Below are 22,332 nucleotides of genomic sequence, written 5' to 3'. Positions count from 1 at the left end.
ATTGTATAAAATATTATGGTCTATTGTAAAGAGACTGTATCATTTAGTTTAGTTAATCTCGTGAACAGCTTGAAAAATGGAAAAAATAATCTCTTTTTTAATAAAAAAGACCCTTGTGACGATATGCGCCACAAAGGGTCCTTGTTTCGACAAGAGGATTAGTGTAATTGGTTGTAAGCTACAGCAATTTTCGCGCCTACTACTGCATTGTTTTTCACTAATGCAATGTTGGCATCAAGACTTTTACCTTCTGTCAATTCTTTCACTTTACCTAGTAAGAATGGTGTAACGTTTTTACCTTGAATACCATTTTCTTCAGCTTCTACTAAAGCTTTTTCAATAATGTTAGTAATAAATGTATGCTCTAATGCTTCAGCTTCAGGAATTGGATTTGCAATAACAGCGCCGCCTTTTAATCCTAATTGCCATTTCGCAGATAGCATTGCAGCAATTTCTTCTGGCGTATCCAATTGGAAGTTTACATCAAAGCCACTTTGACGTGTATAGAATGCTGGCAGTTCATCTGTTCCGTAACCTACAACAGGCACACCTTTTGTTTCAAGGTATTCTAGTGTAAGACCGATATCTAAAATAGATTTTGCTCCTGCACAGATAACAGCAACATTTGTTTGTGCTAATTCCTCTAAGTCTGCAGAGATATCCATTGTTGTTTCAGCACCACGGTGAACACCGCCAATACCTCCAGTAACAAAGATTTCAATGCCTGCAAGCTCTGCACAGATCATCGTAGCTGCAACTGTAGTAGCACCTAATTTTTTCGTTGCAAGTAGGTAACCTAAATCACGGCGAGATGCTTTTGCAACACCTTGTGCATTCCCGAACATTTCAAGTTCTTCATCAGATAGACCAATTTTAATTTTTCCATCAATTAATGCAATTGTTGCAGGTACTGCTCCGTTATCACGAATAATTTGCTCTACCTCACGCGCAGTTTGTACGTTTTGTGGGTATGGCATACCGTGTGAAATAATTGTTGATTCTAATGCAACGATTGGTAGACCTTTTGCTTGTCCTGCTTTTACTTCTTCTGATAATACGATGAATTCTTTCATGTTGTTATTCCTCCATTTCACTTGTTAACAAATCTACGGATAATTCTGGTCTTACTGTATAGGGAGATGCCAAAGTATTTTTAGCATTTGTTAAGCCAGCATCAATGCTTGTCGCAAAGGATTGTCCTGTCAACCAGCTATGTATGACTGCGCTGACAAAGGCATCTCCTGCTCCTGTAACATCTTCAATTTTTTCTATCACTTTGGCAGCAAAATGACTTGGAGCAATGGTAGTAGATGCTGCATATACACCCTTGCTGCCTGCTGTAATAATGACATGTTCGGCACCTAGCTGCAGGAGCTGTTGTAAAGCTTTTTCATAATGGGTAGCGTTTTCAATTTTATGTCCAACAATTGTTTCCGCTTCATCCGTGTTACAAATAAACCATGTTACTCCTTGTAATGTTTCAGGTAGTCGATTCATTTTCGGTGAAGATACCGGCACAATGACAAGTGGGATATTACGAGCAACGGCTACTTGTTGGATATAGGCTACTGTTTCTTTTGGACAATTTAAATCCAGAATAAAGCAGCCTGCGTTGACTAACATTGTTTCATGCTTTTTCAATAAGCTAGGTACTAGTAGATCATACACTTCCATATTGGCTACAGCTAATGCTAGCTCCCCTTGCTCATCCATAATAGCTGTATAAGAACCCGTTGAAGCCTCTGCTAGCTGCTCCACATAACGTAGGTTCATAAAGGATTCCGAAGCTTCTTGGATGACTTGCCAATCAGCATCTTTCCCAGCCGTTGTCAGCAATGTCACTTGATGGTTTAATCTGCCTAAATTTTCAGCAATGTTTCTACCAACACCACCAACACTAAAAGAAGAGCTAGCAGGGTTAGATGTCCCAAATTGAACATTGCCTTTCACGTGGAATTTTCGGTCTAAATTGGCTCCCCCGATGCAAATAATTTCATTTTCCTCGGGTAAAATATATGCACGACCTACAATTTTTCCTTGCTTTGTTAAACTAGACACTAAATTAGCAAGCACTGGACGTGAAAGATTCATTGCATCTGCCATCTCTTGCTGAGACATAAACGGATTTTGGCGAATTAAAGCAAGCACCGCCTGTTCTCTTTCATTCATAGCATCACCTTTTATTATATTTGTTTACATTATAAACTTTTGTTTGATTCATGTCAAAGGATTTTAAAAAAAGTTGAACCCGTTATTTGAGGTTCAACTTTTTTCGTTTATTATACATGCTGTGGTGTTTGTTTTTTGACAATGATTACGAACAGGCTAGCCATGGCACAGAATATACCCGCAAGGAAAAAAGCCCATGTATAGGAATTAAAAAATTGATAGATCAATCCACCACCATATGCAGCAACAGCAGCTCCTGCTTGATGTGAGGCAAATATCCATCCGTAAATAATACTACTTTTTTGCATACCAAAAATTTGTCGTGTAATACTGATCGTTGGTGGTACTGTGGCAATCCAATCGAGTCCATAAAAGATAGTGAATATCGTCAGTAAAATAACAGAACCTTGTGATAATGCATAAGGGAGTAATAATAAAGAAGCTCCCCGTAACAAGTAATACCAAAATAACAGCCAACGATTATCGAAGCGATCTGATAGCCAGCCTGAGGCAGTCGTCCCTAGTAAGTTAAACACACCCATAAATGATAAGAGTGATGCAGCGGTGACTAAAGGAACGCCAAAACTAATACAATACGAAACAAAATGAGTCCCGATCAAGCCGTTCGTTGAAAGTCCACATATAAAGAAGCTTCCTGCTAATAGCCAAAAGGCTTTAATCTTAACCGCCTCTAGTAAACCGTTAAACGCAATATGAATCGGATTTTTCTTCTGCTGCACTGTCTGTTCTTCAATAAACTCCTCTTGTCCATATGGGTTTAGCCCCACATCCTGAGGCTTATTTTTAATAAAAATAGCAATCAAGGTGAACATCAACGTACTTAGAAGAAGAATTAACCCCATTGCCCAGCGCCAAGAATAATGTTCAATGATCATGGCTAGCACTGGTAGTAGAATTAATTGTCCTGTAGCTGTACTAGCCGTTAATATACCAACTGCTAACCCCCTGCGTTTGACAAACCAATGATTAGCTACATAGGGACTAAGGACCGTTAAAAAAAGGCTTGCACCAAGGCCGATGATGCCACCCCAAATCACAATTAACTGCCATGATTGATTCATCAAAAATGTCAAAGTGATCCCTACAATTAACGTAGCCATCGCGCTTAGCATCATTTTCTTTAAGCCAATAACTTCAAGCAATGCCGCCATAAATGGCCCTGATATACCATATAAAAATAGACTTATGGCGAAGGCTAGGGCAATAGTTGACCGCTCCCATTGAAATTCCTTTTCAAGAGGATTGATAAAAACACCAGAGGATGACAATGTAATACCTGCCACAATAATCGAGAAAAATGTGACAACTAAAATAAACCAGCTATAATGAACACGCTTCATCCAAACACCTACTTTTCATATGAGTGGCACTAAAAACATGTATATACATGTTTTATGGTAGTAAAAAAAATAACATTCTCTAATGGGATAGGTGAAAAAGGCTTTCCATTCTATGCTATTACTTGCCGCTTCAGCCCGCTAGTTGGAAAGCTAAAGAAAACCCTTGTGAACTAGCGTTAGACATAAGGTACATCGTAGGCTCCCTGAAAAGGACGCAGCCTCCCTTGCCATAGGTTCTTTTTCATGTCCTACCAATTATATGTATATACATGTACAATGATAATAACTGCCGCTCATATAGCTGTCAAGAAGTAATTTCCACCTCTAAGGTGTATACTTACAATTAGTAGAATCCCTTAAAAGGAGTACTGACCATGAAGAACCAACTAAAAAACATTGATTATACACAAATATGTGTTTGTGCGAACCTTCGAAAAAAAACGAGGGCTGTCACGCAATTATATGATAAGCTGCTACAGCCTACTGGATTAAAGGTAACACAATATTCAATGCTTGCACACATTGACCTTCAGCAAGCTGTCTCGATTAGCCGTCTAGGTGAAATTTTACAACTCGATCAAACTACGGTGACACGTAACATAAATCTCTTAAAGCAACATGGCTATGTGGAATTAAAGCGAGACACAAACGATGCCCGTACGAAACAGATTACACTTACTGAAAAAGGGTTAGAAAAGTTGCATGAAGCTGCTCCCATTTGGCAAGCAATTCAAGATAGAATTATTGAGGATATCGGGATTGAAAAATATGCAGATTTCTACGATACGTTGCGAACAATGCAAAAAATCATCCAATCCTATGAGGAAGAATAAAAAAAAGCGCCCCATTGTTTTTAGGGCGCTTTCTTCTTGCTCTTAGTATTGAATAAGTGTTTTAATATTTAAATCGCCAAGTTTAGCACGACCATTTAATTCTAAAAGTTCGATTAAAAATGCACAACCTACTACCTGACCACCTAATTGTTCTACTAAGCGAACTGTTGCTTCCACAGTACCACCAGTTGCTAGTAAGTCATCACAGATTAAAACTTTTTGACCCGGCTTAATCGCATCATGATGCATTGTTAATGTATCTTTGCCATATTCAAGACCATAGTCAGCACTAATGACCTCACGCGGTAATTTACCAGGTTTACGAACAGGGGCAAAGCCGATTTCAAGTGCATAGGCAACTGGGCAACCGATAATAAAACCACGAGCCTCAGGACCTACTACAATTTCAGCTCCTACTTCTTTGGCGTATTCTACAATTTGATCTGTTGCATATTTGTATGCAGCTCCATTGTCCATAATTGTCGTAATATCTCTGAAGATAATGCCCTCTTTCGGCCAGTTTTCAACCGTAGTGACGTATTGCTTTAAATCCATGTTATTGCTCCTCCTACGAGACATTTTTCGTCTAGTCATGTATTCGTTCATCAAACCATTGTTTTAATTCTATATAAGGAGCGTAGACAAGCTTTTGCTCCATTTCAATCTGTTCTGAACGTTGTTTGTAAGACGGTGCCTCTGTTAGTGCCTGTTTTGGGGCATTCACGTTGACAGTCGTCAGTCCACTCTCCATTTTAACAAAACCAAGCTCAAAAAACACCTGTGTCATAAATTTTAATGCATCTAATGGCCATCCTGTATGCTTCGCTAAATCAGCTATGTGCATATCAAGCGGAAATGCTGGTCGATTTTTCAGGAATTTATAAAACCAAGCAAATTGCTCTCGTGTAGGTAAACCACTGAAATATTGTGAATCTGGCATATAAAAGTGCGCATAAATTCGTGAAGGCTTCGTTTTCTGTAATACTTCTTCTAATCTTTGAACATTTTGTGGCAAATCTAAAAGCACAATATAATCACTTTGATCAACATTTGAAAGTGTAGGGTCCACTACTGTAATAGGTACACCAATCAATGACTGATAATAGGTCATCGTTTCAGGACGAAAGGCTATAAACATCGCCTCATCCTTCGGCACTGTATTAAGCCAACGAGCTGTTTGACGGATTCCACGGATATCAAATAGCTGCCATTCTGTTGTTTGGACATCTTCAATCATAAATTGAGCTTTTTTTCGCCCTTGCCATTCGTTAATTTGTAAATCACCTATAAAGGAAACTTTGATGCCATACGTTAGCTCATCATGTAAATGACCTTTATTAAAACCGACACTATCTAATTTGTCATAGCCATTCGTTAATTCCATTTTAATATGATTTTCTGCTGCACCAATTTTACGCATGGATGAAATTTCTACATCCTCCAGTACATAAATAGGCTTTGGAAAATCAGTTCCAAATGGACCAAGTGCTGAAATTTCTTCGATAGCATCTGCTGAAATTTCATCAATACTTAGTGGTATATCAATATGGACAATAGGGGTTAAGTGCTCCTCTGTTAAACAGGCCCTTGCTTGAGCATCTAAACGTCTACGTAGTTCATCAACATGCTCTAACGATAAGGTCATTCCTGCTGCCATGGGATGTCCACCAAAGTGAGGCAAAATATCCCGATTTTTTGCTAGTTCGTTATATAAATGGAAGCCTTCAATGCTTCGGGCGGAACCTTTAGCTATCCCTTTATCAGGATCGAGTGAAAGGACAATGGTTGGACGGTAATATAACTCCACAAGACGAGAAGCAACGATGCCCACAACCCCTGCATTCCAGCCTTCCCCTGCCACAACAAGAACTAAGGAATTGCCAATCGTTTCATCGGCTTCGATAAGGGCGATAGCTTCATCTGTAATGCTTTTCACAATATCTTTTCGTTCTGTATTGCAAGCATTTAACTGTTTTGCCAGCGCAGCTGCCTTGGCATTGTCCTCAGCCATTAATAACTCGACTCCTGGAGCTGCTTCTCCGAGTCGACCAACAGCATTTAATCGAGGGCCAAAATAAAAGCCAATCGTTTCTTCAGAAATTTTTGCCTGCTCTGTACTCGCTATGTCACACATTGCTTGTACCCACGGACTAAGGGAGCGACGCATTTCCTGAATACCCCGTTTGACCAGATAGCGATTTTCATCTACTAGCGGCACTAAATCTGCTACAGTGCCAATCGCAACAAATTCAATTAAGTGGATGGGTAGCTCTCCATATAGAGCATGTGCTAGCTTAAAGGCTACACCTACTCCAGCTAACTCTCCGAACGGATAATGCCCTTCTGGTAATCGCGGGTGAAGAATAATATCTGCTGGCGGTAGCTCCTCCCCAGGTTCATGGTGATCAGTCACAATAACATCCATGCCAAGCTCTTTCGCTACTCGGATAGGTTCAATTCCTGAGATCCCATTATCCACTGTAATGATTAATTGTACCCCTTCTTCATAGGCTTCTCGAAATAGAGCCTCATGTGGTCCATACCCATGGATAAAACGATTTGGGATTTTAAAAGATACATCGGCACCAAGATCCAATAACACATTTAGCATGACAGTCGTACTTGTCACACCATCCGCATCGTAATCGCCATAGACTAATATTTTCTCACCATTTTCTAGTGCTTGCTCAATTCGCGCCACCGCTTCAGCCATGCCATGCATGAGAAATGGATCATGAATATTTGCTTCGGTCATATTTAATAAGCTTTCTGCGTCAGCGGTTGTTTCACAGCCACGTGCTGCTAAAATTTTTGCTGCAATCGCAGAAAGTTGTAAGTCATTTTGTAATGTTTGGACAAGTGTGGCATCTGGACGCTCCACCTGCCATCTTTTTTTCGATAGGATCATCTTCTCACTTCCTTACGAAAGCTATTATACCGAAATTCGATTGGTTACGCACTATCCATTAGATTGATAGTTTTACCATCCATTCGAGATGTAGATCCATCACTTTTCCTTAACTATGCTTCAAATTAAATATTCACTCCCAAGCAAAAAGCCTACTCTTTTAAAGAGTAGACTTCGCTAGTATACCTTTAGAAGCAGCTATTAATGCTTCCACTGTTGCTATATCTCCTTCATGCAGGGCCGTTACAATGGCGCTCCCGACAATAACCCCATCCCCTAATGCCCCCATCTTTTTGACGTGCTCAGGTGTCGAAATACCAAAGCCCGCCAGTACTGGGATTGGACTTGCCTGACGTAGACCTGCAAAATGATGTTCTAAATTATTAGCAAAATGAGACCTTGCTCCCGTAATACCATTAACGGTTACTGCATAAACAAAGCCCTGACTAGCAGCTGCAATACGGGCAATTCGATCTGGAGGGCTAGTTAAAGAAACGAGTTGAATCACATCAATACGATGAGGGTTTAATGTTTCACGTAGCAGTGCACTTTCTTCTAATGGGACATCTGGTACAATTAACCCTTTTACTCCTGCTGCTACACAGTCTTTGGCAAAGGTCTCTAAGCCATAAGCTAACACTGGATTGAAATAAGTCATGACCACTAGAGGCACCGTTATCTCCTCTCTAAATGAAGCGAGCGTGTGCAACACTTTCCTTAATGTCACACCAGCTGCCAGTGCGCGTTCTCCTGCACGCTCAATCGCCGGTCCATCCGCTACAGGATCTGTAAAGGGAATACCTACTTCGATCGCTGTCACACCGAGCTGTTGAAAAGTTAAAATCGTCGGCTTGATTGTTTCTAGCCCCCCATCACCTGCCATCATATAGGGGATAAAAGCTTTATTTCCTGTAGCCTTTGCTTGTTCAATTGCTTGTTTTAGTGTCGTCATTTAGCATCCCCTCCTAGTACCGCTCGAACTGTGTGAACATCTTTATCTCCACGACCAGATAAGCATACAACTATAATCGAATCCTTCGGCATTGTCTTAGCAAGCTTTGCTGTATAAGCAATGGCGTGGGAACTTTCAAGTGCAGGAAGAATGCCCTCTGTTCGACTTAACAATTGCAAGCCCTCTAGTGCCTCATCATCTGTAATGGAGTCAAATTGAGCTCGGCCAATATCATGTAAATAACAATGTTCGGGCCCTTTCCCTGGATAATCCAATCCGGCTGAAATAGAATGTGCTTCTTGAACAAAGCCATTTTCATCCTGTAATAAATACATATAAGCACCATGTAACACCCCTAGCTGTCCACCGGCAATGGCCGCTGCATGCTTTCCAGTATCAAGACCACTCCCTGCCGCCTCAACACCATATAAGGCTACTGATTCATCATCAACGAATGGATGAAACATACCTATAGCATTACTGCCACCGCCAATACAAGCAACTACTGCATCTGGTAAACGTCCCTCTTTTTGCAAAATTTGCTTTCTCGTTTCAACGCCGATTACACGCTGGAAATCCCGAACAATTTTAGGAAATGGATGAGGGCCTAATGCAGAACCTAAAATATAATGCGTATCCTCAACATTTGTCACCCAATAGCGCAATGCTGCATTCACCGCATCCTTTAAAGTTTTAGAACCACTTTCCACCGACTCGACCTTCGTGCCAAGAAGCTCCATGCGAAACACATTTAGCTGTTGGCGTTTGATATCCTCTGCCCCCATAAAAACAACACATTCTAGATTTAGTAAGGCACAAGCAGTAGCAGTTGCCACCCCATGCTGTCCTGCACCTGTTTCGGCAACAATTTTCTTTTTACCCATACGTTTAGCAAGTAGCGCTTGCCCTATGGCATTGTTTATTTTATGAGCCCCTGTATGGTTTAAATCTTCACGCTTTAAATAGACCTTTGCGCCACCTAGCTCCTTCGTTAAATTTTCAGCATAATAGAGAGGGGTTTCTCGTCCAACATACTCCTGTAAATAATAGGTAAGCTCCTCTGTAAACGTTGCATCTTTTAATGCATCATCATAGGCGGTTTCTAATTCTAGTAATGCGGTCATTAAAGTTTCTGGCACAAACTGACCACCAAATCGGCCGAAACGTCCTTCCTTTGTCGGTACACTATTTGCAATTGAAATCCCCATTAGATGATCCCCCTCTTTACTGTCTTTAAAAATTCCTGTATTTTTGCAGAATTCTTCATTCCATCTGTTTCCACACCACTCGAAACATCCACCATAAAAGGGGCTACCGTTGTGATGGCCTCTTCAATATTGTCCACGTTGAGACCACCAGCTAATAGTAATTTTTCTCGTGGAATACCTACCTCCTCCAGTAGGCTCCAGTCAAAAGTATGGCCACTGCCACCTTTAAAATCTGTCCCAGGTGCATCGAATAAATAATAATCTACCTGATAATCAGCTGCAGCTTGAATATCCTCTTTGCCTCGTACCGACAATGCCTTAATAGCTGGATAACCTTGTTCTTGAATAAATGCTGGCGTTTCTTCTCCATGATATTGCACATAGTCTAATGACACACGTTCTACCGCTTCCTTTAGTTCAGCTGCAGACGGATTGACAAAGACACCAATTTTTAATACCCCTTGAGGTACTTCGTTCGCTAAAAGCTGAGCTTGCTCAATAGTTACGCGACGTTTGCTCGGTGCGAAAACAAAACCAATGGCATCTGCACCAGCCTGAATAGCTGTTATGACATGTTCTTGTTTTTGCAATCCACAGATTTTAACTTTTGTCATACAGAAGCCCCTCCTTTCGTACTTGAAAACATTGTAGTGCCTGCCCAGCATCTCCACTGCGCATTAATGCCTCCCCTACAAGAATTCCACTAGCCCCCATGGCTGCTACTTGTTGTGCATCTTCCTGTGACCAAATACCGCTTTCACTTATTAATACACGGTTTTCATTAAATGGAAAAGCGTCAGCAATTTCTTGTGTACGTTGTAAACTGACCTCAAACGTGCGTAAATCTCGATTATTAACACCAATCAACTTTGCATCTACTGCAAGTGCACGGTCGAGCTCCTCTCTATCGTGCACTTCCACTAAAACCTCTAAGCCTAACCCCGTTGCGTAGCTATATAAATCTCGTAAGGATTCGTCCGTCAAAGCAGCTACAATTAATAAAATAATGGATGCTCCTGCTGCCTTCGCAAATCGAATCTGCACCCTATCAATCATGAAATCCTTACATAGTAGAGGGACATTCACAACACTAGCAACCGCTGCTAAATCGTCAAAAGAGCCTTTGAAAAATTCTTTATCGGTTAAGACAGAAATGGCGGCTGCTCCTGCTTGTGCATAGATTTGTCCTTGGGCAACTGGATTTGCCCCTTCTGCAATTAGCCCCTTGGAAGGAGAAGCACGTTTCATTTCAGCAATGACTTGTAACGTATTCGCCTGTCGTAGCGAATCAAATAACGATGGACGTGTCTTTTCTGTATAACTTGCTAGAGGATCAGGTTGCTCTAATAAAGCATCTACTTCTATCCTCTTTTGCTGTAGAATTTTGTTAAGTATATTCATAAACCTACCTCCACTTTTTTTATTTGCTCGCTAAAGGTAACTACCGCTTCCAATTTTTGAAGTGCTCGCCCACTAAAAATACTTTCCTTTGCCATGGCTACCCCTTCTTTAATCGTTTCTGCTTGACCATAGCCAAATAAGCCAATACCTGTATTGAATAACACAGTATCTAAATAGGCACTCTGCTCCCCAGCTAATAGTTTTCTCATGAGTACAGCATTTTCATCTGCATTGCCACCTCTGATTGCCTCTAACGATGCAAATGGGAGACCAACATCTTCTGCTGTTAAGGAAAAAGGAATTAAATCCCCTTTATCTACTAAAACTAGCGTATTTTGACCCGCTAACGAAGCTTCATCTAAGCCTTGTGGTCCTGATACTACAATGGCTCGTTCACGCCCAAGCATTTGTAAAACAGAAGCATATTCCATTACAAAATTAGGTCGGTTAATTCCCGTGAACTGTGTTGACAATGGGACTGGATTTGTTAAAGGTCCAACAAGATTAAAGATTGTTGGTTTCCCTATTGAACGGCGAACCTCCCCAATCCGGTTTAATTTTGGATGAACATTTGGCGCATAGAGAAAGGCGATTCCTTCTTTCTCCAATAACTCAATGGTTTGCGGAATAGAAATAGCTGTATGAATACCTAATGCCTCCAATACATCGGAACTGCCCGAGGAAGATGATATTTTGCGGTTTCCATGCTTGGCTATTTTGACGCCTGCTCCAGCTAGTACAAAAGCGGAAGCTGTACTGATATTAAAAGTATGAAGTCCATCACCGCCAGTACCGCAATTATCCATATAGCCACTAGCTTGTATGGCTACCTCACGTGCAAAAGACCGCATAATTGTTGCTAATGCTGCTACCTCATGCGCCGTTTCTCCCTTTACTGATAAAGCTGTTAAAAAGCATGCCATTTGGTCTTTAGGTGTCTGATCATCAAATAACCATTGTGCCGCCTTCAGCATTTCCTCATACATTAAGTGTTCGCCTTGCAACACTTTTTGTTGTAATTGTTCCATTAATCTTGCCCTCCATTGTTCGTCAGTAACTGTAAAAATGCCTCTTGTTCCTCTTTCACTCGATCTAATACTTTCTGCACGTCTGTATATTTCGTCACGGTGATGGTCGTTTGCATATTCATGGATTCATGATCAGCTACAATGGACTGTCCTGTTAAGGCAAAATCTAAATGTCCATTAAATCCAATAAAGCCTAGAGCTCCACCAAAATTGGACCTTTTTTTAATAGATCGTGCCATCTGTTCATTTGGAAATCCCACAGTCGAAAATGTTGGCAATGTTGCTGCTAATACGTCAAGTGCATGAAGCATAGGTAAAAGCTGCCCCTCCACCGTTGATGTCATATGCAATGCCTGTTTCGATTCCTCAATACGCATGGCATCAATAATTTGAACAGAGTCTCTGAAGCAAACAGACTGTAAATCTTGTTGAACTGTACGAACAAGAAGCGCATGTGATTTTCTAATGGCCGAATGATCGTATAATTTGCGCTCATTTTCTAGGTCTTCACTTTTTGTCTCCCTTCGTGGATATGTCCCCTCCATAGGTGTTGCAATGACTTTATCTCCTTTGACACGTATCAGACTTTCAGGGGAAGTTCCTAATACAACATAATCATCAAATTCTATATAATACATATAGGCTGCTGGCTTCATTTTACGTAGGTGTCGGTATAAGGTAAACGCATGCCCCTGAAAGTTTGCTACATATTGCTTGGGCAGTACAACCCGTGAGATATCATTAGTTAAACTTTCTTGTATTGTCTGTAAATCTTTTGCGAATTGTACATAGGACATCCTATCGAGTCCATGATACCGAGAAGTTGCTTCATCACTTACATGTCCGTTTAACAATTGTTGTGCCAATTCTTCCAAACTAGGTTGTTGTTTTTCCGCATCAATATTTGTATGAATTAATGTCACTTCATCGGTTAGATGATCAAACACAATAATTGTTTCATACACATGAAAATGGGCCTCAAGCATTTCTACTTGATTGTCGTTGAACACCTTTGTTCCACTATGACCTATAAAACCAACAGCCCCTCCAGAGAATGGAAATTGTGTCGTATTGGTAATGCGTGGCATTAGTCGTTTAAGTAGGACAAAGAGGTTTCCTTTATGCACATATGTTTTTCCAGTTTCATGGGAAATCTCCTGAATTTCTTGGCCCATTCCTTTATAAGTCTTTCTTGGATTCGCTCCAATAAATGAAAATCTTCCTGCTCCCTCATGCTGGGAGGAGCTCTCCAGCAAAAATTTATGTGTACCCTGTAACCGTCTAAAAATCAAAATAGGTGTTAAAGAATCGCCATTAATGGTTTTCATTTTTGTCCTAGAACTCATTGTTTGCATAGCTATTAAACTCCTTTTAAAGATTCTTATTCTTTTTCACTGTTTAGTCGAATGCTGAATCAAATAAAAAAGCCCTCTGCAAAAAGGATTAATCCTAATTGCAGAGGACGATCATGACCGCGTTGCCACCTCATATTAGAGCATTTGCTCTCACCTTTGTGCTTTCCGCTCTGTTTTACATATGGAAAAGCACCCCTATAACGTGGGGAATCACGTTCGCTGTTTATTAGCGACTCTCATAAGTCCATTCACATAAGCTGTAAATCAGTTTACACCAACCACTGACTCTCTACATTACAGGACTTATGTTACTACTCTTATTCAACAATTTCTCAGCTATTCTCATCTAAACTCAGCTCATCTGTTCTTAGGCTGACCTCGCTCCCGAAGCCTTCTACCTGATCCGAACAAAAAGTTAGCCTTAATTCTATGCCAAAGCAATATAATTGTCAATAAATTCTGAAGAAAAAGTGGTGATACATGCTTTTTGAGTAGACCTTTATAGTGGGTATATTCTCCTTTTAAATACCCTTTAATAGGGAAGTTGATTTCCTACTATTGAATATTTTCTTAGTATTGACCATGTAAATATATCAAGTTATAGTAATTTCAGAACATTATTTTTTCTATATAATTAAAGAAAGTAGGAACGTATATGACCGTTCGCAAAAAACTAAATCTAGGCTTTATTTCTTTAACATGTTTACTTTTCATTTCAAGCATCCTATCATTTCTTCAATTTAAAACAACACAAAATGATTTAGAGGAAGTCTTGAATCATCGTATTGTTCAAATTCAATTAACCGAGAAAATACAGCAAGAACTTGCATCTCAAGGATTGTTTTTACGGTCTTATATTTTAAATAATAAGGATGAAACTGCTAAAGCCAACTTAGAGCGCTATGAAAAGCTATTACCTGAAACCGTAAAAGAACTATCTACCATTGTTCGCTCTGATTATACGAAAAACATTATGCAGCAAATCACAGAATTGCAAAATGAATTATTAGCAAATTCAGCAAAAGCACAGCAAGCGTTTAATAACGGTAAAAAGGATTTGGCACTTACATACATAAATGTCGATGTTACAAAATACAATAAGGAAATTTTTAAGCTAACGAAAGACTTATTAGAATATCATGATCAACAGCTTCAAAAGGTTGATCGTGATGTTAATCAAACCGTTTCTAGCGCAATAATTATTGCCATTAGCCTCCTCATTGCTAGTGTAGTAATCGGTTTATATTTTATGTACTTTATTAAAAATAGCATTGTTATGCCACTTCGGAAGGTCATAGGTGCAGCAGATACATTAGCGCAAGGAGATTTAACGATTGCTGAGCTTAACCATCAAGCAAAGGATGAGATTGGCACACTAGCAAATGCAGTCAATTCATTAAAACAAAATCTCGCTGGATTGATGACAAACATTCAAGATAGTGCATCCCATCTATCAGCTGTCTCTGAAGAGCTTTCAGCTAGTACAGAGGAAGTGACGGCAACATCGGATGATATTGCCCAAAGAATTCAAGAAAACGCAACACATATCAATTCATCTGCTAGTGCTTCACAGCAAAGTGCGGTGGCTATGGATGAAACGGCCGCTGGTGTCCAACGCATTGCGGAAGCAACGCAAAGCCTCCATCAAAATGCAGAAAGTATGACGAAACTTGCCCATACAGGTGGAGCAACTATTTCAACAGCGAAAGACCAAATGGATAGGATTTCAGAGGCTACTACAGAGATTGCTCAATTAACTCAAAAATTAAGTAAGCAATCTGAAGAAATCGGTCAAATTACAACAGTCATCACAGCCATATCAGAACAAACCAATTTACTAGCACTCAATGCTGCTATTGAAGCTGCAAGAGCTGGTGAGCATGGTAAAGGGTTTGCAGTGGTAGCTGATGAAGTGCGTAAACTGGCTGAGGAATCGAATCAATCTGCCAATCAAATCGTTGCTATTACGAAAGAAGTTCTGACAGATACACGCAATGTTGCAGCTGCGGTTGATAACGGCTTAGCATCTGTAAAGGATGGCGTAGTTAAAATTCATGAGGCTGGAGATGCATTTTACTCTATTACTTCAGCCGTTGCAGCCTTTACCGAGCAAATTGAAGAAATTTCTGCTACATCAGAAGAAATTTCAGCAAGTGCCGAGCAGGTCTCGGCGTCTGTCACGGAAATAGCCAATGTCTCGAATCTGTCAGCAAGCAATTCACAATTGATTGCAGAATCTGTAGACGAACAGGTTGCAACAATGCAGCAAGTAAATGCTGTTGCGGAGGAATTAAGCCAAAATGCGCAACAGCTCCAAGAATTACTTCAACAATTTAAATTATAAACATATACGAAAATCTGCTACCTTTTAAAAAGGTAGCAGATTTTTTTGCATAGAAAAAGCAGAGAATAGAAACTAAATTGTTTTCTATTCCCTGCTCACTACTTATACAACAGGTTCGTCTGTACCCCATTGTTTTTTCTCTTTTTTGTGTAGCTGTCCATCTGATTTTTTCATTTCACGAATTTTTAATGAATACCAAATTTGGGCTGCAATACAGATTGATGAATACATACCTGTAATTAAACCGATTAATAACGCGATAGAGAAGTTTTGAATAGATGGTGCACCAAAAATTAATAGGGACACAACGACGATAATAACTGTTAACACAGTATTAACAGAACGTCCCATTGTTTGACGGAGCGATTTATTCACAATATTCGCCAATACTTCACGGTCAGTAATCGTGTCATATTGATCTAAGTTTTCACGCATACGGTCAAAGGTAACGATCGTATCATTAATGGAGTAACCAACAATCGTTAACACAGCCGCAATGAACGTTATATCCACTTCTAAACGCATGAAGCTAAAGACAGCAACGATGAGGAATACGTCATGCAGTAGTGACACAATTGCGCCAATACCCATGCGCCATTCAAAGCGAATTGCCACATAAATAATAATCCCTATTGCTGCAAGGGCTAATGCTTTAATGGCATTTTTCACAAGTTCCTTACCTACTGTAGGTGAAACAGTACTTACAGTTGGTTTATGGCCATATTTCTCCGTTGTTTCTTTTTGGAATTTCAAAATATCCGCTTGTGATAAATCAGTTTTATATCGTACAACTGCAGAATTGCTCTTTTCTCCTGAAAGAACAATATCGTCAGAAGGAAAACCGATACTATCTACATATTTTTCAACTTCCTCTTTTGTCAACGATTGTTCTGCCTCAATTTGAACACGTGTACCGCTCGAGAAATCGATACCTAGGTTTAGACGGAAAATACCCAGAACGACTAGACCTGCCACTAAAATAGCTAATGAGAATGTATAGAATTTCTTACGGTTGTGAACAAAGTCAAAGCGATCAAATTTCGTTGATAAATCTAATGTACCAATGTTTTCATCCAGACTATGCTGTTTGGACTTCGCAATTCCAAACCATGCTGAACTGTTGAAATAGCCACTGTTAACAAGTAGACCTAATAGGACACGTGAGCCCCATACCGCTGTTAAGAAGCTTAACAAGATACTAATGATTAATGTTGTTGCAAATCCTTTTACAGAGCTTGTCCCGAAATAGAAAAGAACACCTGCTGCTAATAATGTAGTCAACTGTGCATCGACAATGGCCGATAATGATTGTTTAGAACCAAGCTGGAAGGCTTGTTTCACAGAATAACCTACACGCAGCTCTTCCCGAATACGTTCTGCCGCTAAAATATTAGCGTCTACTGCCATCCCGATCCCTAGGACAATGGCCGCAATACCTGGCAGCGTTAATACTGCATTAATCCAATCAAATACCACCAATACTAGGAATGTGAAAATAGCTAATGTGATGATGGAAATAAAGCCAGGTAAACGATAGTAGAATAACATGAACAAGAAGATGATTACTACCCCGATAATACCTGCTAAAATAGTACTTTTCAGTGCTTCATCACCGAATTGTGCACCAACAGATGTTGAATAAATTTCATCAAGCTTCACAGGTAATGCCCCTGCATTTAAAATACCTGCTAAATTTTTTGTTTCATCAACAGAGAAGTTACCGCTAATCATAACGTCTGTTGTATTTAATGTTTGATTAACTGTTGCAGCCGATGCATAGCGAGGCTTCGCTTTTTGTGACTCAGCTTTATAGGAGTCAACACCCTCTTCAAAGTCTAACCATACAACCAGTAAATTTTGGCCTGCAGGTTTCGCCGCAATTTTACTTGTGATATCAGCAAATTTTTTCGCATCTTTTAATTTAAGCGATACAATTGGACGATTTTGTTGGTCAAAGGAAGCACTTGCTCCATTTTCCTTTAAATCATCTCCATCTAATAATAAATTGTCATCCACATCGCGGAATGTTAAATTCGCAGACGTAGACAATAACTTACGTGCAGACTCTTGGTCCTCAACACCTGCTAACTGCACACGAATACGATTTTCTCCCTCAACCTGAATGCTTGGTTCACTTACCCCAATCGCATTGACACGGTTGCCTAGAGCTGTTGCCGTAGCTGTTACAATTTCCGGTGTGATTTTTTGTCCTTCTTTTAATTCATTCACCTCATAAAGCACCTCAAACCCGCCCTGTAAATCAAGACCAAGCTTAATGTCCTTTAAGACGCCGTTTACAGTCGTACTAATACCTGCTGCCAATAGCACGATAATCAGTAGGAATGCAACTATACGACTTTTTAGTTTCATCAATAAATCCTCCTCGAATTGGTGTAAGGGCTGTCCTTACACGCCAAACAAGTAACTTGCAAACCTTTTGAAACGTTTAATCCTCCTTTTCATCTAGAATTGTGTTACCTTGCTTCAAAAAGGTTGCATACTTATTTCAATCGTTCATAACGCGCAAGTTTTTCTTTGTATTATTAGGTACTAGCCTCCAAGCTTAAGTAAAGCTAAAAAAGACTTATGTAAGTAAGAACTTATTCAAAATAAAAAAAGCGCAACACACTTATTATGAAACAGGTTGCGCTTGGTGTCAATTCAACACATTAAGGATTCTACGAATTGTTGTAAAATTTGACACATCATTGATTACGTTTTGACTGGACCAAGCAGTAATTGCAATTCTTCATTATTGACTTCTTCAAACCAATTATTACTTTGTAAAAACTCTACTTGATTAAATGAGACGATATCAGATGGTGATACCGCAAAAATAGTAGAAATAACTTCATGTAACCGTAGCTGTTCAACCTTCTTTTTACGCCATTTTTTTTCAACACAGTAACGCCAAAGTTCTTCCGCTGTAATGGCATCATATTGATAATACTTAAACTCTGCTATCTTACTATCAATTGCCGGACGAATTTTTTCAAATAGCTGCTCATACTGCATACTCATTTTGAATCATCTCCAATCAAAGTCGTAACGTAAGACATGCTTGCATACAAATAGTGTAAATGAATTTTTGCGGCTTGAGAAGGGACGGATGGCATGAGTTCTTTTGTACGGGGTACATTATTTTTAATGTTTGTCATTTTTTTATCTAAACTTTTTGGCTTCTTTTATAGAATGCAATTTATGCGTATTGCTGGTGAAGAGGCAGTCGGCATTTATATGACCGTCTATCCTGCATTTATTTTCTTCATCTCACTGATTCAACTTGGACTACCTATTGCAGTTGCTAAAATCGTAGCAGAATTACTAGCAAAAAATAAACGTGAAAGCATATTTGGTGTCATGCGTACTGCCATTCTTTGGTCATTTATTGGCATGATTGTATTTATGCCACTCGTTGCACTCACAATACCATATATTTCGACGACGCTATTACATAATGAACAGACAACATTTACGCTATGGATTGCTCTCTTTGCAGTACCTGTATCAGTTGGATCTGGTTTATTACGTGCTTATTTACAAGGTGTAGCTAAAATTACCCCAACAGCTTGGGCACAAATGATTGAGCAAGTTGTGCGTATTAGCTTTATTACACTAATGCTTCCTTATGTGGCCAACTTTAATAATGCTGCTGTGACAGCTGCGGCAGCAATGGGGATTACTCTTCTTGCGGAAGTTGTAGCCTTCCTTTATTTATGGCTGCATTATATCGTCTCCAAAAAGAGATTATTAACACGTAAAACTAAAATCGAAGGGTATCCTGCGTCTCCAATGCTTCGGATAGCGCTACCCTCCGCAGGCAGTAAGCTGTTTGGATCGTTCACTTGGTTTTTGGAACCGATTATCTTTTTAAAAGCTTTAACTGTGGCCGGCCTAACAGCATCTGCAGCCACAATTCTTTACGGTGTCATCTCAGGTGTTTTGGTGCCATTACTGCTATTCCCTGCGTTTGTGTCAACAGCATTATCGATTGTCCTCATTCCTGCTGTTAGTGATGCTGTTGCTCGTCAACATATACCACTACTACAGGAGCGAATTTCGGTCTCACTAAGATTATCTTCCTTAGTAGGCTGCTTTGCAGCTACGTATTTCTTTGTCCATGGTGATGAATTGGCTATGAAGCTCTTCCATTTAGAAGAAAATCGTGGGTACGTAAAAATTTTAGCACCTATTTTTTATTTTTATTATATCCAAAGCCCACTGCATTCCATTTTGCAGGCGATTGGAGAAGCTCGAGCGGCTATGATGAACTCCATCTATGGTGGACTGGGTAAACTATTTGTAATGTTTGTACTTGCCTCACAACCTGGTATACAGGAAAAAGGCGCCGTTGTAGCAATTGGCTTTGGTGTTTTATTAACATCCTTCTTGCACATCGCAACTGTTAGACAAAGAAAAAATTTACGTGCTGGCTTTAGGATGTTCATCGTACCATATAGTTGCTTTATTGCCGTATGCGTAGCACAGTATTTCCTTATCCCAATATTGTCCTTACCATTTATTTTGAGTAGCTGTGTTACATTATTTTTACTTTTTACTTTTTTATTAGTGAGCAACCAGCTACGGATAACAGATTTCCGCTACATCCGAAAATTAGCAAAAAAAGTTTAAGTTTCTTTTAATTGGATGTGCAACTTATTGTCTTCCCAAATACAAAAAAATACAGTTTCACTATCTGTAATATTATTTTTAGCTAGCTCACCCATTAACCATTCAACATCTTTATGCATAGTGAATAAATGTCTTTCCTGAATATCACCGTCAATTATCAGTGGATACACGAATGATTTTTCATCTTTTTTGTAGACCGAAAGATTGCCTGAAGGCTCTAAATACGCAAATGCAACATCTGTCACAGAGGCAATTCCATTTTCTCGTAATTGCTGACATAAATCATCTAAATTATAGCGGTGTTTTCGCATTTCACTCTCTAAAATAACACCGTCCTTTATTAATAAAGCTGGATCACCATCGACTAAGTCACGAATTCTCTTGAACTTTAACGATAAAAAGGCACTTAATATTTGAATAAAAAGCAAGATGATAATAGGTAGAATGGCATTAAAAAGAGGATTTTTATAATCATCTAGCGCAAAAGCAGCCACCTCTGCAATTAAAACAAAGACAACCAAATCAATGACTGATAATTCTCCTACTTCTCGTTTGCCCATTAATCGAAAAACAATGATGATAAACACATATAAAAAACAAGTTCTAAAAATAATATGGAAATACTCTTCCATAGAAACACCCCCATACTATCAAGGTGACCTTACTCATTGTTTTTTATACAGGTTTATAGTCCGATGTCACTGAAAAAAGTGATTTGCAACGAATAGTCCTTAAAAGAAGGTAAACAATATAAAGAGCCAAATACTTAAAACAAACAAGGTGAGAACATGACAAGGAAAATAATTGTTGTCGTTTTTGTTTATATAGTTCTGTTCACTTATCCTTTTCCCATCCATGGATACCAAGAACAGAAAATACCCGTTCTTATGTACCACCATTTAGCGGAGAATATAAACAACAATACAGTTATTTCACCCAATAATTTTGAAAATCAAATAAAAGCACTTAAAGCAGAGGGTTATCATGCTATTTCAGTGCAAGAATTGTACGATTACTTCAATAATCACATAAAACTACCTGAAAAGCCTATATTGATTACATTCGATGATGGCTATCTCAGCAATTACGAAAAAGCCTATCCTATTTTGAAAAAGTATGACATGCATGCAGAAATCTTTGTGATTGCAAGCCGGATTGTTCATACAAAGAATGACTACCCAAAGGAAATTGCCAAGATGAATTGGGATCAATTAAATGAAATGCAAGATTATATAACCATTCAAAGCCATACATGGGACTCTCATTATAAATTAACTTCAAAAAATGGAAGAGTATATGGGGCAATTTACGGTCCAAGCTATATAAATGGACAACTAGAAAGTCAGCAACAATTCGAAGAAAGAGTTCGTCATGATTTACTTTACTCAAGACAAATAATTAAAGAAAAATTAGGCTATGAGCCTATCGCTATTAGCTATCCGTACGGTAATCAATCTCCAGCTACCATTCAAATAGTAAAGGAGGCTGGTTTTAAAATGGGCTTTGTGATTCAAAATAAAAGTGTCAGAATGGGAGATGATTTATTTACGCTAAGTAGAATAACTGTAAATGGACATGATACAGGTCCTGAGTTAATTCATAAATTAACTACGCAATGAAATAATACGAAGAAAGCAGGAAGGTTCGGCGTCCCTTCTGCTTTCCAATTATAAGAAAAGGCTTACAACATAGCTATTGCCTATTGTAAGCCTTTTTCTTTAATTACTTATTGTCATTGATTTTCATTGACAACTCGTCCAATTGCCTGACGGTCAAATTTCACACGTACATTGTCAGCAATTTTTAATGTCACTGCAGTGTCCTCAATTGCATCGATGACACCATGTAGACCACCAATTGTAATGACTTTATCTCCACGTTGCAAACTATTTTGCATATTTTGAGTTTGCTGCTGTCTTTTTTTAGCTGGACGGATTAAGATAAACCACATTGCAACGAACATTAATAATATTGGTGCTAATCCTATTAATTGATCCATACTACATCTTGCCCCCTTTCTAAATCTCACTTTTTTAGTATAGACTATTCCACCTGCAAAAAGCGATGGACATGCCCAAAAATTTTCTCAATTACTAATATTTTTTCTATGATTGACAATATTTTGCTAGAAATATTCACTT

19 protein-coding genes and 1 other annotated feature are annotated in these 22,332 nt (G+C 39.1%); of the genes, 4 read left to right on the top strand and 15 right to left on the bottom strand.

Going from position 1 to position 22,332, the window contains the following annotated elements; all coding sequences use genetic code 11:
• Positions 1–158 precede the first annotated feature (158 nt).
• From SJW71_RS07965 to SJW71_RS07955, 3 genes are all read right to left on the bottom strand, one after another.
• On the bottom strand, positions 159–1,073 hold the full coding sequence (locus SJW71_RS07965) for a pseudouridine-5'-phosphate glycosidase (RefSeq protein ID WP_312506747.1): 915 nt from the start codon (positions 1,071–1,073) through the stop codon (positions 159–161).
• A 4-nt stretch (positions 1,074–1,077) separates the two neighbouring features.
• The gene (locus SJW71_RS07960) at positions 1,078–2,169 is read right to left on the bottom strand and encodes a carbohydrate kinase (RefSeq protein ID WP_274793904.1); all 1,092 of its coding nucleotides are present in this window, start codon (positions 2,167–2,169) and stop codon (positions 1,078–1,080) included.
• A gap of 110 nt (positions 2,170–2,279) precedes the next feature.
• Positions 2,280–3,530, bottom strand: a complete 1,251-nt coding sequence (locus SJW71_RS07955) for an MFS transporter (RefSeq protein ID WP_431811986.1) — start codon at positions 3,528–3,530, stop codon at positions 2,280–2,282.
• A gap of 374 nt (positions 3,531–3,904) precedes the next feature.
• Between SJW71_RS07955 and SJW71_RS07950 the strand changes: the two genes are divergently transcribed.
• The gene (locus SJW71_RS07950) at positions 3,905–4,363 is read left to right on the top strand and encodes a MarR family winged helix-turn-helix transcriptional regulator (protein WP_274793906.1); all 459 of its coding nucleotides are present in this window, start codon (positions 3,905–3,907) and stop codon (positions 4,361–4,363) included.
• A 42-nt stretch (positions 4,364–4,405) separates the two neighbouring features.
• Here the strand turns inward: SJW71_RS07950 and SJW71_RS07945 are convergent, their stop codons facing one another.
• From SJW71_RS07945 to SJW71_RS07910, 8 genes are all read right to left on the bottom strand, one after another.
• Positions 4,406–4,918 carry an adenine phosphoribosyltransferase gene (locus SJW71_RS07945; RefSeq protein ID WP_274793907.1) on the bottom strand — a complete coding sequence of 171 codons (513 nt, stop codon included), beginning with the start codon at positions 4,916–4,918 and terminating at the stop codon, positions 4,406–4,408.
• Between the two features lie 31 nt (positions 4,919–4,949).
• Positions 4,950–7,271 (bottom strand): single-stranded-DNA-specific exonuclease RecJ, encoded by a 2,322-nt coding sequence (recJ, locus tag SJW71_RS07940; protein ID WP_274793908.1) that lies wholly within the window; start codon positions 7,269–7,271, stop codon positions 4,950–4,952.
• A 160-nt stretch (positions 7,272–7,431) separates the two neighbouring features.
• Positions 7,432–8,223, bottom strand: coding sequence for a tryptophan synthase subunit alpha (trpA, locus tag SJW71_RS07935; RefSeq protein WP_431811985.1), 792 nt, complete (start codon positions 8,221–8,223; stop codon positions 7,432–7,434).
• Complete coding sequence (gene trpB / locus SJW71_RS07930; protein WP_313470709.1) at positions 8,220–9,431, bottom strand: tryptophan synthase subunit beta; 1,212 nt, start codon at positions 9,429–9,431, stop codon at positions 8,220–8,222. The genes trpA and trpB overlap by 4 nt, the downstream gene beginning before the upstream one ends.
• Entirely contained in the window at positions 9,431–10,045 is a 615-nt protein-coding gene (locus tag SJW71_RS07925; protein WP_322606420.1) for a phosphoribosylanthranilate isomerase, read from the bottom strand. Before SJW71_RS07925 ends, trpB begins: the two co-directional genes overlap by 1 nt.
• On the bottom strand, positions 10,032–10,832 hold the full coding sequence (gene trpC / locus SJW71_RS07920; protein ID WP_322606419.1) for an indole-3-glycerol phosphate synthase TrpC: 801 nt from the start codon (positions 10,830–10,832) through the stop codon (positions 10,032–10,034). The genes SJW71_RS07925 and trpC overlap by 14 nt, the downstream gene beginning before the upstream one ends.
• Positions 10,829–11,860, bottom strand: a complete 1,032-nt coding sequence (gene trpD, locus SJW71_RS07915) for an anthranilate phosphoribosyltransferase (RefSeq protein WP_431811984.1) — start codon at positions 11,858–11,860, stop codon at positions 10,829–10,831. Before trpD ends, trpC begins: the two co-directional genes overlap by 4 nt.
• The gene (locus SJW71_RS07910) at positions 11,860–13,215 is read right to left on the bottom strand and encodes a chorismate-binding protein (RefSeq protein ID WP_431811983.1); all 1,356 of its coding nucleotides are present in this window, start codon (positions 13,213–13,215) and stop codon (positions 11,860–11,862) included. The genes trpD and SJW71_RS07910 overlap by 1 nt, the downstream gene beginning before the upstream one ends.
• 100 nt (positions 13,216–13,315) lie before the next feature.
• Positions 13,316–13,549 (bottom strand) — a binding site (T-box leader).
• 321 nt (positions 13,550–13,870) lie between these two features.
• On the opposite strand from SJW71_RS07910, the gene SJW71_RS07905 reads away from it, so the two are divergent.
• Positions 13,871–15,559 (top strand): methyl-accepting chemotaxis protein, encoded by a 1,689-nt coding sequence (locus SJW71_RS07905; protein WP_341386618.1) that lies wholly within the window; start codon positions 13,871–13,873, stop codon positions 15,557–15,559.
• 102 nt (positions 15,560–15,661) lie between these two features.
• On the opposite strand, the gene secDF is transcribed toward SJW71_RS07905, so the two are convergent.
• Both secDF and SJW71_RS07895 read right to left on the bottom strand, forming a co-directional pair.
• Positions 15,662–17,929: a protein translocase subunit SecDF gene (gene secDF, locus SJW71_RS07900; protein ID WP_274793916.1), complete on the bottom strand. Its 2,268-nt coding sequence runs from the start codon at positions 17,927–17,929 to the stop codon at positions 15,662–15,664.
• A 342-nt stretch (positions 17,930–18,271) separates the two neighbouring features.
• The gene (locus SJW71_RS07895) at positions 18,272–18,580 is read right to left on the bottom strand and encodes a post-transcriptional regulator (RefSeq protein WP_274793917.1); all 309 of its coding nucleotides are present in this window, start codon (positions 18,578–18,580) and stop codon (positions 18,272–18,274) included.
• Positions 18,581–18,673: 93 nt separating this feature from the next.
• On the opposite strand from SJW71_RS07895, the gene SJW71_RS07890 reads away from it, so the two are divergent.
• Complete coding sequence (locus tag SJW71_RS07890; protein ID WP_274793918.1) at positions 18,674–20,191, top strand: putative polysaccharide biosynthesis protein; 1,518 nt, start codon at positions 18,674–18,676, stop codon at positions 20,189–20,191.
• Here SJW71_RS07890 and SJW71_RS07885 read toward each other — a convergent pair.
• Positions 20,188–20,823: a DUF421 domain-containing protein gene (locus SJW71_RS07885; protein ID WP_312506758.1), complete on the bottom strand. Its 636-nt coding sequence runs from the start codon at positions 20,821–20,823 to the stop codon at positions 20,188–20,190. The two genes, SJW71_RS07890 and SJW71_RS07885, sit on opposite strands and share 4 nt — an antisense overlap.
• Before the next feature lie 156 nt (positions 20,824–20,979).
• Between SJW71_RS07885 and SJW71_RS07880 the strand changes: the two genes are divergently transcribed.
• The gene (locus SJW71_RS07880; protein WP_274793920.1) at positions 20,980–21,810 is read left to right on the top strand and encodes a polysaccharide deacetylase family protein; all 831 of its coding nucleotides are present in this window, start codon (positions 20,980–20,982) and stop codon (positions 21,808–21,810) included.
• Positions 21,811–21,923: 113 nt separating this feature from the next.
• Here SJW71_RS07880 and yajC read toward each other — a convergent pair whose 3' ends face one another.
• Entirely contained in the window at positions 21,924–22,190 is a 267-nt protein-coding gene (yajC, locus tag SJW71_RS07875) for a preprotein translocase subunit YajC (RefSeq protein WP_274793921.1), read from the bottom strand.
• Between the last annotated feature and the right edge of the window lie 142 nt (positions 22,191–22,332).

Source organism: Lysinibacillus sp. FW12, assembly GCF_050817245.1.
Lineage (GTDB): Bacteria > Bacillota > Bacilli > Bacillales_A > Planococcaceae > Lysinibacillus > Lysinibacillus irui.
The sequence above is the reverse complement of the archived record's forward strand: the minus strand, read 5'-3'. Positions and strand labels throughout refer to the sequence as shown.